Here is a 12885-nt window from a genome sequence, read left to right as displayed (position 1 = left end):
TAATGGCAAGGGATTATTTCCTGATAAACAATGCTAAAAGACCAATAATCACACTGGCTACTGAGATGTATATACCTGCATTAGGGTCAAGGCGAGAGGCTTTCTGTCTTGTTTTATTTGCAGGCACATAGATGACATCTCCTTGTTTTAAGATATAGTAGGGAGAATTAATAAAATCTGCTTTTGAGAGGTCTATCTTAGTTTGCTCTACTCTACCTTCGGTAGTTCGTATGAGGAGGACTTCATCTCTAAGTCCGTAAATGGTAAGGTCTCCTGCTAAGCTCAGTGCCTGCATTAGGGTACCTTTCCCATCTGATAATATATACTCACCAGGGCGAGTAACCTCTCCCATTACGGAGACTTTAAAATTATTAAGCCGAACACTTACGGAAGGCTCTTTTATGTATCTTCTGAGTTTATTATAGAGAGTAGATTTTAATCCATCTATCGTCAGTCCCTTTACATTGATTTTACCTAAGATCGGCATATCAATAGCTCCCTCATCATCTACTATATAAGTAGGTCCAGAAGCTGTTTGAGAGATGTTCTGAACATTACCTGTAATATTTAAATTCTGTAATGCTTTACCCGAAGAATAGCTTTGATTAAAGGGAGCAGCTACATCAGCATCTTTTGCCATCACCATAATAACAAGCTCATCACCTGGTTGCAGAGTAGTCTGCTGTAATTTATGTGCATTTTCAAGAACTATTTTCTCTATATCTTGCATATAGTTGAGGTTTTTCCTCGGCTCACAAGAGAATAAAAATATTAACCCAAATAAAGGTAAAATCTGCTTAATAATGTTCATTTATATTATTATAAAAAGTGGTGCAAATATACAATTAAAAAACCGAAGACTCATTGTGTTTATCAAGTCTCTCGTATATGGAGTTATTGCTTTTAAATTCTCTTACTATTTTCTTTATTAGCCTTACTACTTCCATTTTATCATTTTCTTTTGCTAATAATATAAGTTCATCTGTAAGACTATCTATATCAGCAAACGGCATAGATGGGTCTTTGGAAATCATTATCTTCTCGTGAGTAGTAGGCAGGTTTTTGGTATCATCGCTCAGGAGTTCTTCATAGAGTTTTTCCCCTGGTCTAAGCCCTGTAAATATAATTTTAATATCTATATCAGGTTCAAAACCTGAGAGCTTTATCATTCTTTTTGCGAGGTCTACAATTTTTACGGGTTCTCCCATATCAAAAACATAGATTTCACCACCATTACCCATAACCCCTGCGGTAAGAACAAGCTCACACGCCTCTGGAATAGTCATAAAATATCGTACAATATCAGGGTGGGTTATGGTTACGGGGCCGCCAGCTTCTATTTGCTTCTTAAAGTAAGGGATTACCGAGCCATTAGAACCTAAAACATTACCAAATCGAGTGGTAATAAACTTGGTTTTATTCCCCTCCATACCCTGCAATGCCTGCACAAAGAGCTCTGCCGTTCGTTTGGTTGCCCCCATTACATTGGTAGGGTTCACCGCTTTATCTGTGGAGACCATTACAAAGCGATTGACATTATATTCACTTGATAACAGTGCCAGATTCTTAGTTCCCAATACATTTGCAAGGGTGCCTTCATTAGGATTATTCTCCACAAGAGGCACATGCTTATATGCTGCAGCGTGATAGACCATAGAGAATCTATACTCTTGGAAAAGCGCCTCTACCCTATCCTTATGGGTAATATCTGCAAGGATAAATTTAATATCCACCTCTGGGAAATTCTGCCTCATTTCGAGTTCTATATCGTATAGAGGAGTCTCTGCTTGATCAAGTACGACCAATACACTCGGTTTGTACTGTGCTACCTGCCTCACAATTTCACTACCGATAGAGCCTGCACCTCCCGTTACCAGCACTGCTTTCCCAAGATGTCTCTGCTCTACTTCTTTATTCTCAATTTTTATCTGCTTTCTGTTGAGCAAATCTTCTATCTGTAATTTTTGTATACCGAGCTTATTCTCCTTACTACCGAACTTTTCTATATCTCCAGCCTTCAATACTTGGAGTTTTTTTTCCAAGAAAAGAGCTACCCATTCATCAAGTTCCTTTTTGGAAATAATTTCTTTCAGTACAATGATTCCATCTATATCAAGGCTCTCTTTTGTACTTTTTTCAAGATCAGTCTTATGGTAAATTCTCTTTCCGAGTAATTTTGCACTTTTAGAATCTTTTCTATTGGTAATAAAACCTGTAACTACATATGGTGATTGTGAATTATCTTTTATTGCCTTTGCTATAGCTACAGACTTCTCTCCCACTCCAAGAACCAACACTTTCTTACCAAAAGTAAGATGCCCATAATCTTTTACTATATAAAACATCTCCTTTACTACCAAACGAAGAGAGAAAAGGAGCATACAGGCTATAATACTAAATATAAATAAAAATACTACTGAATGCTGTATAAGCCGAACACCCGTAAACTGTATAATACCATAATTAATAAAACCTACACTAATGGTAGAACATAAAATAACAAGTATAAGTTTTAATAAGTCAATGAAGGTAGAATGTCGAATAATCCCCGCAAAAGTTTTGAAGATATACATAAAGAAGATATTTACCATCAGAATAAAACCACCAACCCCAACACGATGAGAAAAAACTTCTATATTTCCAAAACGTTTAAAAAACCAACAAGCAGTGATTATAGCAATAAAAATCAGGAAAATATCTATCAACAAAATAGCCCACCTCGGCAGATATCTCATATCTGAAAGGCTTACAACATTATCTCCACTATAAATTCTCTTCTTTAATTCTTCAATAGCATTCATCTTATACAATCTATTTCCTGTATAGGATTTACAAAAATATAAAAAAGCACTTCTAAAATACAATATCGCTCTAGATTAATTATCTTTTGCCTAATATTTCTCTTTTTCATAATACTCAAAAGAAAGTTTTACAAAACATACAGACAATTTGTCAGCTCCCAAGCATTGGCAAAAAATTTGACTAATGGGAGCAAAAAATATTCATTATGTCTGAAAATAACGATATTCAAAACGAAGAACTCAACAAAAACGAGGAAATACAACCAGAAGAAGCCGTAGAAAAAACGGAAAATCTGGCAGAAGAAAAATCCATAGAGGAAATTTTGGCAGAGGAAAAGGACAAATACATCCGCCTCTATGCCGAGTTTGAAAACTTCAAACGAAGAACCATAAAAGAAAAGCAAGATTTCTTCCTCTATGCCAACCAAGATATTATGACCTCCCTTTTAGGGGTGTTAGACGACTTCCAAAGAGCACTAAAAGACATCTCCCAAAACGGAAACGAGGCCGACCTGAAAGGCGTAGAGCTCATCTATCAGAAGTTTAAAAGCAAATTAGTAGAAAAAGGTCTTAAACCTATCGAAGTAAAGGCTGGAGATGATTTCAATGTAGATTTCCACGAGGCTATTACCCAAATCCCTGCTCCTTCCGACGAGCTAAAAGGCAAAATCATTGATGTAATAGAGGAAGGCTATATACTCCACGACAAGGTCATTCGCTTTGCAAAAGTAGTTACAGGGCAGGTCTAAGAGCGTATAACAAACAATAGAATTAAACGATGTCTAAAAGAGATTATTATGAAGTACTGGGCGTATCAAAATCCGCCTCAGCAGATGAAATAAAGAAAGCATACAGAAAATTAGCGATAAAATATCACCCAGATAAAAACCCAGGTGATAAAGAAGCCGAAGAAAAATTTAAAGAAGCCGCAGAGGCCTATGAAGTTCTCAGCGACCCAGATAAAAAAGCCAGATACGATCAGTTCGGGCACGCAGGTATGGGCGGCAATGGTGGCTTTGGAGGCGGTGGCTTCGGTGGTGGGATGAGTATGGAAGACATCTTCGAGCAGTTCGGGGATATCTTCGGTGGAGGTGCTTTCGGTGGCTTTGGAGGCTTCGGTGGTGGAGGCAGCAGAACCCAACAAGTGAGAGGTTCAAACCTTAGGGTGAGAATAAAAGTCAACCTCGAAGAAATGCTCAATGGCACCACAAAGACCATCAAAGTAAAAAAAATGAAAGCCGCTGCTGGTGCTACATCTAAGACCTGCCCTACTTGCCACGGTACAGGAGCTCAAATAAAGGTGATGAACACAATGTTCGGGCAAATGCAAACCCAAACCACCTGTAGCACTTGCCAAGGACTAGGAAAGGTGGCCGACCACATCCCTGCAGGAGCCAATGCACAAGGGCTTATAAAGGACGAGGAAGAAGTATCCATCAATATTCCCGCAGGAGCGAGAGAGGGCATACAGTTTAGCGTAAGAGGCAAGGGTAATGATGCCCCTTTTGGTGGTGCAGCAGGAGACCTCATCGTCGTTATAGAAGAGGAGCAGGACGCTACTATCAAACGAGAAGGAGATAATCTCCACCAAGAGCTCTACATTTCCTTCGCGGAAGCAGCCCTCGGAACCAAAAAAGAAGTGCCTACCGTAGGAGGTAAGGTAAAAATCACGATAGATGCAGGTACTCAGTCGGGCAAAATCCTCAGGCTCTCAGGTAAGGGGCTCCCAAGTATAGACCACTACGGCAAAGGAGATATGTTTATCCATATCAATGTTTGGACGCCACAAAAACTCACCCCCGAGCAGAAATCCTTCTTTGAAAAACAGCTCGAATCAGGAGAAATGAAAGCTGAACCTTCAGGAAAGGAGAAATCTTTCTTTGATAAGGTTCGGGACTTGTTTTCTTAGTCTGTTATCGTATCTACAGCATACTTGGGTATGCTTTTACTGTATAACGAAACGCATAAAAATCTCTCTTTTTTAAAAAAGGGAGATTTTTTTTAATAGCCCACTATTTATTATGGCTTAAAAAGTTTATATTCATAGCTAATAAGTTGGAATTATAGAAAGAGATAAAGTATTTTTACGCGATTTATTGAGATAACCGATGGAGAAGAAATCTTATACCTTTGAGGAAATCAAACAAAAAATGGCAAATTACTGTACTTACCAGGACAGATGTCATTACGAAGTAGAACAGAAAATGCGCGAATTTATCCTTATTCCTGAAGCAAAAGATGAGATTCTGCTGTACCTCATTAAGGAAAATTACTTAAATGAAGAACGATTTGTAAGAAGCTATATACGAGGAAAATTCTACATCAAAGACTGGGGGAAAAATAAGATTCGTATTCATCTAAAACAAAAACAAATCAATGATAAACTTATTAGTTCGTGCTTTGATGAGATAGATGATGACGATTATAGAAATACAATACAGAAACTCTATACCGCCTATTTCTCTAAACAGAAAGGTATGAAAGACTATCAGAAGAGGATGAAGTGCATTCGCCATCTACTCTCCAAAGGCTTTGAATATAATGAAATTCAAAACAGTATAACCGAGCAATAGTCTTGGACTATTTCAAAGTAAAAACGGTAATCTCAGGATTTACGCCTACCCTGCCTGGGAAGCCTAAGACCCCAAAACCACGATTGACATAAAGATACTTTCCAAGACTCTCGTAGAGGTCTATCCACTTAGGGTATTTATACTGCACGGGAGACCATTTTATGTTTTTCAGGTCTAAGCCAAACTGCATCCCGTGGGTATGACCAGAAAGGGTAAGCGCAATATCCGAAGGGTGGGTTTTCACAACTTCATCAAAGTGGGTAGGGTCGTGGCTCATCAGTATTTTAGCAGCATTCTGAGGTATTCCCTCTGTGGCTTTATCCAAATCTCCATATTGAGGGAAAGGGGGAAGTCCCCAGTTTTCAACACCGATAATATAGAGCCTCTCCCCTGCTTTTTCTATGACTGTATGCTCATTTCTCAGCATTTGGAACCCTGCTTTTTCTTCCAATTCTATAAGTTTGGCAACATTGGCTTTCTGCTCCTTATCGGTTGTATAGTAATAGTAGCCGTAATCGTGATTGCCAAGTACAGCGAGCTTTGCATCTTTTGCCTTTATCTCTGAGAAAAGGGGAACAAAAGGCTCAAACTCCTCCGCTACCATATTGACCATATCCCCAGTAAAGAGCACGAGGTCTGCCTGCTGCTCATTGATAAGATTAATTGCATTTCTAAGCTTTTCGGGATGAGAAAAACTCCCACTATGCACATCGGAAATCTGAACTATTGTATAGCCCTTAAATGCTTTTGGCAGGTTTTTGATTTTAAGCTTTACGAGCCTTGCCCTATGCCTGTATTTCCCAAAAATAATCCCATCTACTACGATTCCAGAGAATAGCCCAGCCAACCCCAACCCGAGCAAACTAAGAAAATTTCTACGATGAGGATAATGCTTCTCTTCACTCCTGTTCAAATGCTGAATACCATAGTCTAAGAGTCTAAAAACATCATCTATAAGGAGGAAAAAGGCAATAAACACCTTCGGAAGAAGGAAAATGAGTGCAATCGAAATAATATACGACATCTTATGGGCATCATACTTATTAATACCAATAGAAAAGATGAAATACAGCTCTACAATATAGATAAGCGCAGTAACTGAAATATAAATTATCCTGAATTGAGGGCTTTTTAGAAGGACTCCTACTGCTTTATAAACATAAAATTCTAATAAAAAGAACAGCCCAAGGACGATAAGAATATTCTTAACCATAAAAGAATGTAGTGATTTTAAAAATTAATTGATTTGAATGAGAAATTAAGCACTGCCCACCCTCTCCTGCTTGGCAAAAACAAAGAGGCTAAGCCTTGCAAAGAACCACCCGATAAGGCTCCCCACTACGGCACCCGTAAGGACATCCAAAGGGAAATGTACCCCAAGATAAATCCTGCTATAAGACACAAAAGCTGCCCAAAAGAACAAAATATACGGGAGAGATTTTAGTTTATTTTTGAATAAAATACTGAGAAATGTCGCTATAAAAAAAGTATTAGAAGCGTGAGCCGAATAAAACCCAAACTGCCCACCGCATTTCACCTTTCTTATAATATCGGAGATAGATGGGTCGTGGCAAGGGCGAAGGCGCTCTACTCCATATTTAAAGACATTTGCCAACTGGTCCGATACCGTAACACCCAAAGCGATAAAGACCAAAGCGAAAAGGAAACTATTGAGTCTGTAATTCTTAAAAAGGAAGTAGCAGAGAATAAAATAAAACGGAAGCCAAACCCAGACCTCCGAAACGGTAAGCCAAAAAGCATCAAAGGACTCTGTACCGAGCCCATTTAGATATACTAATAATTCTTTATCTTCTGCTATAATCTCTTGCATTATGATCTGCTTACTGGTCCTTCATAGGTTTCATCTTCCAGCGGATTTACTTTTGGAGTGTCTGGCTCAGGAGTTTCTGCTACAGCGTTTTCTATATCTTTCATCGGATTGAAATCCTTAGCAGCATCTTTTACCTTTTCTATCTCCTTTTTAATTTCTGCAACGGGATTATCTGCTTCTTTCATTATTTCAGTTTTAATATCCTCTACAGCACCACGCATCTTGCGCACCCCCTGCCCTAAATCCCGAGCGATAGAAGGCAACTTGTCTGGACCAAACAGAACGATAATAACCAGTGCTATCATTAGCATTTCACCTATACTCAATTCCATTGCGCAAATTTATAATTTTTTATTAGAAGTTAGTCAAATCTTATCTCCACTAGGAAAGCCGAGCAGCACACCTTCTATTTCCAGAAGTTTCTGTTTCCTCAGTAAGCCACCACCATAGCCCGTAAGAGTTCCGTTAGAACCAATAACCCTGTGACAAGGAATAAGGATGGAGATTTTATTCTGTCCATTGGCATTGGCTACGGCTCGTACAGCTTTTGGTCGCCCCAAGAGATTTGCCTGCTTCTGATAGCTGGTTGTAGTGCCATAAGGGATTTTAAGCAAAGACTCCCATACCTGCTTTTGAAAGTCTGTGCCCACCGTATTTAGTGGAACGCTGAAGCTCTTCCTCTTCCCTTGAAAATACTCATTTAATTCTCTTTCTAAAAGTTTTAAATGCTCATTCTCCCCTTTTACAATCTCCCCTTGAAGTACCTTTGAAATCTCTTTAAGCTCCTTATCCAAACCTTTACTGTCTGGGAATTCCAAAAGGCAAACTCCCTTGTTATCGGCACAAGCGAAGAGCTCACCAAGAGGCGTTTTAATCTCTTTTAAATAAATCGTATTCATATTATATACTAAATATCTTGCTTTCGTTATTGATTTTTTTCACTACGCTTTCTGTGCGATCCCTGTGGGTATCGGTAATAAAAATTTGCCCAAAAGATTCGCTATTCACAAGCTCTATAAGTTGAGAAACGCGGCTATCATCAAGTTTATCAAATATATCATCAAGGAGGAGGATGGGCGACTTACCCGTAAGCTCCTTTATCCGATTAATCTGTGCCAGTTTCAAGGCGATAAGAAATGATTTCTGCTGCCCCTGAGAGCCTGTCTTCTTTATCAAATTGCTGTTCATTTCAAAGATAAGGTCATCTTTATGCACTCCTTTGGAAGTGTAGGTAAGTACTCTATCCTTTTCCAGATTTTTCCTGAGCAAGTCTTCAAAATTTCCTTCCGAAAGATGGGACTCATACGATACATTAATCTCTTCCTTAGCTCCCGAAATTACTTCATAGAAATACTGAATAACGGGCTTAAGGCTTTGTACAAAAGACTTTCTCTTTTCAAAAATCTCACTGCCATACTGAGTGATAGGCTCATTATAAATCTCCAAAGAATCAGCATCAAAGGTTCGGTTTTTTGCAAAGAACTTCAGCAGGGCATTCCTCTGTTGAACCGCTTTCTGGTATTGTATCAAGTCAAAGAGGTACTGAGAATCGGTTTGAGAAATCATCGCATCGAGGAACTTCCTCCTGCTCTCCCCAGAGTCTGAAATGAGATTGGAATCATACGGAGAGATGATAACACTCGGCAGATAACCAATATGGTCAGCAATACGGTTATAGGTTTTATCATTCTTTTTAATCACTTTCTTAGCTTCTTTGTGGAGCATTATTTTTATAGTCTCATCTCGGTCTTCATTCTGTACTTCTGCGGTAATGGAAAAGAAATCTTCCCCGTCCTTAATATTATTTAAGTCCGAATTCCCAAGAAAGCTCTTACCTACGGAGAGGTAGTGTAGGGCATCGAGAATATTGGTTTTTCCCACACCATTATTCCCCACAAAACAGTTGATTTGTGGCGATAGCTGAAAGGTTCTTTCGGGGTGATTTTTAAAATTCGCCAAGAAAAGTGTTCGTAAAATCATCGCAACAAAAGTAAAAAAAAGAAGTTGCCCATAAAAACAACTCCTTTATAATATAGTCTAAGATTTATACTCAGATTTTTATTTTGCCTCGGCAGGTTGCTCTGTTTCCTCCGGCTTTGCAAAACTTTCAGCCGTAATATACCCTGCTTTTTGAAGGATGTTATACCACTGAGCAAGTTTCTTAATATCGGATACATAGACTCTCTCTGTATCATAATCAGGAAGAGCAGAGAGCATAAAGTCTTTCAGCTCTGCATCTGTAGCCTTATGAGAAATCGTTTCTTTGTAATCATTTCCCTTTGCAATATTTTCAAATACTTGAAAAAGTGGAACTTCCTTATCAAAAGTATACATAGAAATATTATCTAACAAACTTACCTGAGAAGAATTACCAATACTTACTTTCTTTTTTGTGATAACATCTTCAATGATAAATCCGTTTCTAAGTTGAGAAACTAATTTGTAAAGTCCCGGTTTTCCAGAGATGGAAATTATTTTTTCTAACAACATCTTAAATTTATTTTATTTAATACTTAACTAATTCAATTATTTAGGAAATCTCATTTTATAGCCTACACTAATATCTCCCTGAGATATTTTATTGAGCTTCCCTTTCACTAATTTCTTTTTTAATGCACTGAGATGGTCGGTAAAGAGTATGCCCTCAATATGGTCATACTCGTGCTGAATGATTCTCGCCCTGATATCAGAATAGCTCTCCGTATGCTTCACGAAGTTCTCATCATAATATTCTATCAATATGGTTTCCTTTCGCTTTACATCTTCCCGCACATCGGGTATAGAGAGACAACCTTCATTAAACTTCCACTCCTCACCGCTTTCTTCAAGGATTTTAGCATTGATGAAGACTTTCTTAAAGGTTTTAAGCTCATCAGCAATCTCTGCATAATCCTCATCCTCTGCAAGAGGCGAAGCATCTACTATAAACAGGCGGATGTCCAGACCTATCTGCGGTGCTGCCAAACCAATACCATTAGCTTCATTCATTGTTTCAAACATATTCACAATGAGTGTCTGAAGCTCTGGATAGTCTTTATCTATATCTCTCCCCGTCTTTCTCAGTACAGGGTCGCCAAAGGCTCTGATGGGTAATATCATTTCTTTTCTAAATAATTTTGTAAAATAATTGTGGCACTTACCTTATCAATCAATTCTTTCTGCTCCCGTTGCTTCTTATTTTTACCGCTTTGGCTGATGAAATAAGAAGCTATTTTGGAAGTAAACCGCTCATCAAATCGCTCTACTTTTATCCGTGGAAACTCCCTCTCAAAAACCTCAATAAATCTGAGGATATCGATTTCTACTTCAGACATATTCCCCTTTAAATCCACTGGCAGACCTATAACTACAGTCTCAACAGCATTAGAGCTAAAATAACCTCTGAGGTAATCTACCAGCTTGGCTGTGGGCACGGCATCCAAAGTACTTGCGATAATCTGCATATCATCGGTTACCGCCAGTCCGCAACGGGCTCTTCCATAATCTATCGCTAAGATTTGCGCCATAAGGCTGCAAATTTAAAAAATTTTCTCAACTCCTTAACATAAGACAAAAGGGGCATTGTCCCTTTTTTTAGGGATAATGTGCTTTTTAGAGTTAAAATTCATTTTTTTATTTAATTAATATTTAGCTAATTAAAATTTTCTACTGTGGAAAATATTTTTCATCACTATGAAATTATAATTTTATAACTACGAAATTTCTATTTCATCATTACAAAATGAAATTTTCATCACTATGAAATATTTTTTCATCACTACGAAATAAAAATCGCCTGCTTTTGTATTTTTAATTCTGTAGGGCATCATTATTTTTTTCAATCAATATAATATATTAAGGTGTATTTGTTATATAAATAAAAGTTTTATATTTGCCGCCTAATAATTAACAGCGTTCTTTTAATGAATTTATTTACGGAATCCAACCTCAGCCCTGAAATCATCAAGGCGGTTGGCGAACTCGGCTACGAACAGCCGACAGAAATCCAGAAACTGACTATTCCTTTTATTCTCTCTGATATTCGCGATTTAATCGCTCTTGCGGCTACGGGAACAGGCAAAACAGCAGCATTTTCGCTTCCGATTCTGGATATGATAGACGACGCGAGTCGTAAAATCCAGCTTTTGGTGCTCTGCCCTACTCGTGAGCTTTGCCTCCAGATTACCAAAGACATTAAAAACTATACGAAATACCTCCCAAATCTAAAAACTGTTGCAGTTTATGGGGGGAGCAGTATTGTAGATCAGATGCGCTCCTTAAAGGAGAAACCTCAGATTATCGTAGGTACCCCTGGGCGAGTTATAGACCTTATTAAGAGAAAATCTCTTGATTTCTCTGCGATACATTGGCTCGTTCTCGACGAAGCCGATGAGATGCTCTCTATGGGCTTTAAGGATGACCTTGAAACCATACTCAGCGAAACACCAGACGAGAAACAAACCCTGCTCTTCTCTGCTACGATGAATAAGGAAGTAGAAAAAATCTCTAAAAACTACCTTACAAATCCGCACAAGATTTCCGTAGGTTCTATTAATGCAGTGAAGAAGAATATCTCCCACGAGTATTATGTAGTAACCTACCGACAGAAGAAAGAAGCCCTCAAAAGGCTGATAGATGCTAACCCCAACCAGTACTCTATTATCTTCTGCCGAACGAGAGCAGAAACTCAGGATGTGGCTGACTTCCTTATGCAAAACGGCTATGCTGCCGATGCATTGCACGGAGACCTCTCCCAAGCACAAAGGGATATTGTGATGAAGAAATTCAGGCTTAAAAACCTTGAAATCCTTGTAGCTACTGATGTTGCTGCCAGAGGGCTGGATGTAGATTCCCTCACTCATGTAATCCACTACTCTCTACCCGATGACCCAGAAGTATTCGTACACCGAAGTGGTAGAACGGGGCGTGCAGGTAAAGACGGTATCTCTATGGCACTCATAAAACCAGACGAGACTCGAAAACTGAAACAAATAAAATCTCAAACCAAGATAGAAATCGTAGAGAAGCAAATCCCGAAAGGAGATATCATCATCAAAGCACAAGTGGCAGGCGTATTTGATAAACTCCTCACCAAACACGAGGATTATTTTGACTTTGATAACAGCCTCATTCCCGACCTCTCTCAGTTCACAAAAGAGGAATTGGTTCATCAGCTCCTTCAATTCCAACTGAAAGATATGGCACTCTACTATCAGAATAGAAACGACCTTTCTTCTCAGCAACTCTCTGATGAAGCCGAACCATCTGGCAGAAGAGACAGAAAACGCGGACGAGACCAAAAGAAAAGAAACAGCGCAGATATGGTACGCTTCTTCTTCAATCTCGGGAAAAGAGACAGACTGAGAAAAGTAGATATGCTGGACATCATCAATAAAGCAACGGCTAAGTCTAAAAAACGGGCAGACATTGGCGATATTGAAATCCTTGATAAATTTACCTTCTTTGAAGTAGAAAAAGATTTCAAAAACGAAGTTCTAAGCAATATCTCCTTTATGAAATTCAAAGGAAAAGAAATGCGCGCCGAAGTGGCAAATTAAAATTCTCTTGTAGAAATCAGAAATAATTAAGACAAAACCCAAAGCAGCCCCATTAGAGGTTGCTTTTTCTTTAATAAAAGTAGCTATTGAACACCTCTTTGTCTTGTTTTATCGGCAAATTATCTCTCTAAAAAATATATATA

14 protein-coding genes are annotated in these 12885 nt (G+C 38.5%); 4 read left to right on the top strand and 10 right to left on the bottom strand.

Annotated features, from left to right (window positions below):
* Nucleotides 1-13: 13 nt before the first annotated feature.
* Nucleotides 14-811, bottom strand: a complete 798-nt coding sequence (locus tag DBX24_RS08120; RefSeq protein ID WP_120489125.1) for a polysaccharide biosynthesis/export family protein — start codon at nt 809-811, stop codon at nt 14-16.
* Between the two features lie 34 nt (nt 812-845).
* On the bottom strand, nt 846-2801 hold the full coding sequence (locus DBX24_RS08115) for a polysaccharide biosynthesis protein (RefSeq protein WP_120489126.1): 1956 nt from the start codon (nt 2799-2801) through the stop codon (nt 846-848).
* Between the two features lie 206 nt (nt 2802-3007).
* Here DBX24_RS08115 and DBX24_RS08110 point away from each other — a divergent pair, with 206 nt between their 5' ends.
* The 3 genes from DBX24_RS08110 to DBX24_RS08100 all read left to right on the top strand — a co-directional run bounded on the left by DBX24_RS08110 (nt 3008) and on the right by DBX24_RS08100 (nt 5374).
* Entirely contained in the window at nt 3008-3550 is a 543-nt protein-coding gene (locus tag DBX24_RS08110; RefSeq protein ID WP_160224538.1) for a nucleotide exchange factor GrpE, read from the top strand.
* Nucleotides 3551-3579: 29 nt separating this feature from the next.
* Entirely contained in the window at nt 3580-4710 is a 1131-nt protein-coding gene (gene dnaJ / locus DBX24_RS08105; protein WP_120489128.1) for a molecular chaperone DnaJ, read from the top strand.
* Nucleotides 4711-4909: 199 nt separating this feature from the next.
* Nucleotides 4910-5374, top strand: a complete 465-nt coding sequence (locus DBX24_RS08100; protein ID WP_185123859.1) for a regulatory protein RecX — start codon at nt 4910-4912, stop codon at nt 5372-5374.
* Between the two features lie 7 nt (nt 5375-5381).
* Here the strand turns inward: DBX24_RS08100 and DBX24_RS08095 are convergent, their stop codons facing one another.
* From DBX24_RS08095 to ruvX, 8 genes are all read right to left on the bottom strand, one after another.
* A complete protein-coding gene (locus DBX24_RS08095) occupies nt 5382-6587 on the bottom strand; it encodes a metallophosphoesterase (protein WP_160224537.1) in 1206 nt (401 codons plus the stop codon).
* 45 nt (nt 6588-6632) lie between these two features.
* Nucleotides 6633-7205, bottom strand: a complete 573-nt coding sequence (locus tag DBX24_RS08090) for a phosphatase PAP2 family protein (protein ID WP_160224536.1) — start codon at nt 7203-7205, stop codon at nt 6633-6635.
* Complete coding sequence (locus DBX24_RS08085; RefSeq protein ID WP_160224535.1) at nt 7205-7537, bottom strand: Sec-independent protein translocase subunit TatA/TatB; 333 nt, start codon at nt 7535-7537, stop codon at nt 7205-7207. Before DBX24_RS08085 ends, DBX24_RS08090 begins: the two co-directional genes overlap by 1 nt.
* Before the next feature lie 33 nt (nt 7538-7570).
* Nucleotides 7571-8104: a methylated-DNA--[protein]-cysteine S-methyltransferase gene (locus DBX24_RS08080; RefSeq protein ID WP_160224534.1), complete on the bottom strand. Its 534-nt coding sequence runs from the start codon at nt 8102-8104 to the stop codon at nt 7571-7573.
* Nucleotide 8105: 1 nt separating this feature from the next.
* Nucleotides 8106-9185: a DNA replication/repair protein RecF gene (gene recF, locus DBX24_RS08075; protein WP_160224533.1), complete on the bottom strand. Its 1080-nt coding sequence runs from the start codon at nt 9183-9185 to the stop codon at nt 8106-8108.
* 78 nt (nt 9186-9263) lie between these two features.
* Nucleotides 9264-9695 (bottom strand): DUF5606 family protein, encoded by a 432-nt coding sequence (locus tag DBX24_RS08070; protein ID WP_120489134.1) that lies wholly within the window; start codon nt 9693-9695, stop codon nt 9264-9266.
* A 36-nt stretch (nt 9696-9731) separates the two neighbouring features.
* Complete coding sequence (gene def / locus DBX24_RS08065; protein WP_160224532.1) at nt 9732-10304, bottom strand: peptide deformylase; 573 nt, start codon at nt 10302-10304, stop codon at nt 9732-9734.
* Entirely contained in the window at nt 10301-10711 is a 411-nt protein-coding gene (gene ruvX, locus DBX24_RS08060) for a Holliday junction resolvase RuvX (protein ID WP_160224531.1), read from the bottom strand. Before ruvX ends, def begins: the two co-directional genes overlap by 4 nt.
* Nucleotides 10712-11107: 396 nt before the next feature.
* On the opposite strand from ruvX, the gene DBX24_RS08055 reads away from it, so the two are divergent.
* Nucleotides 11108-12742 carry a DEAD/DEAH box helicase gene (locus tag DBX24_RS08055; RefSeq protein ID WP_160224530.1) on the top strand — a complete coding sequence of 545 codons (1635 nt, stop codon included), beginning with the start codon at nt 11108-11110 and terminating at the stop codon, nt 12740-12742.
* Nucleotides 12743-12885: the final 143 nt, after the last annotated feature.

The sequence above is a fragment of the Bergeyella cardium genome, from assembly GCF_009914665.1.
In the GTDB taxonomy this organism is placed as follows: domain Bacteria; phylum Bacteroidota; class Bacteroidia; order Flavobacteriales; family Weeksellaceae; genus Bergeyella_A; species Bergeyella_A cardium.
Note: the sequence above shows the minus strand (reverse complement) of the source record. Positions and strands in the feature narration are given on the sequence as shown.

Coding starts and splice junctions, on each gene's coding strand:
- def (WP_160224532.1), bottom strand. CDS start 10,304: ATGATATTACCCATCAGAGCCTTTGGCGACCCTGTACTGAGAAAGACG.
- DBX24_RS08120 (WP_120489125.1), bottom strand. CDS start 811: ATGAACATTATTAAGCAGATTTTACCTTTATTTGGGTTAATATTTTTA.
- DBX24_RS08115 (WP_120489126.1), bottom strand. CDS start 2,801: ATGAATGCTATTGAAGAATTAAAGAAGAGAATTTATAGTGGAGATAAT.
- recF (WP_160224533.1), bottom strand. CDS start 9,185: ATGATTTTACGAACACTTTTCTTGGCGAATTTTAAAAATCACCCCGAA.
- ruvX (WP_160224531.1), bottom strand. CDS start 10,711: ATGGCGCAAATCTTAGCGATAGATTATGGAAGAGCCCGTTGCGGACTG.
- DBX24_RS08090 (WP_160224536.1), bottom strand. CDS start 7,205: ATGCAAGAGATTATAGCAGAAGATAAAGAATTATTAGTATATCTAAAT.
- DBX24_RS08080 (WP_160224534.1), bottom strand. CDS start 8,104: ATGAATACGATTTATTTAAAAGAGATTAAAACGCCTCTTGGTGAGCTC.
- dnaJ (WP_120489128.1), top strand. CDS start 3,580: ATGTCTAAAAGAGATTATTATGAAGTACTGGGCGTATCAAAATCCGCC.
- DBX24_RS08110 (WP_160224538.1), top strand. CDS start 3,008: ATGTCTGAAAATAACGATATTCAAAACGAAGAACTCAACAAAAACGAG.
- DBX24_RS08085 (WP_160224535.1), bottom strand. CDS start 7,537: ATGGAATTGAGTATAGGTGAAATGCTAATGATAGCACTGGTTATTATC.
- DBX24_RS08095 (WP_160224537.1), bottom strand. CDS start 6,587: ATGGTTAAGAATATTCTTATCGTCCTTGGGCTGTTCTTTTTATTAGAA.
- DBX24_RS08055 (WP_160224530.1), top strand. CDS start 11,108: ATGAATTTATTTACGGAATCCAACCTCAGCCCTGAAATCATCAAGGCG.
- DBX24_RS08100 (WP_185123859.1), top strand. CDS start 4,910: ATGGAGAAGAAATCTTATACCTTTGAGGAAATCAAACAAAAAATGGCA.
- DBX24_RS08070 (WP_120489134.1), bottom strand. CDS start 9,695: ATGTTGTTAGAAAAAATAATTTCCATCTCTGGAAAACCGGGACTTTAC.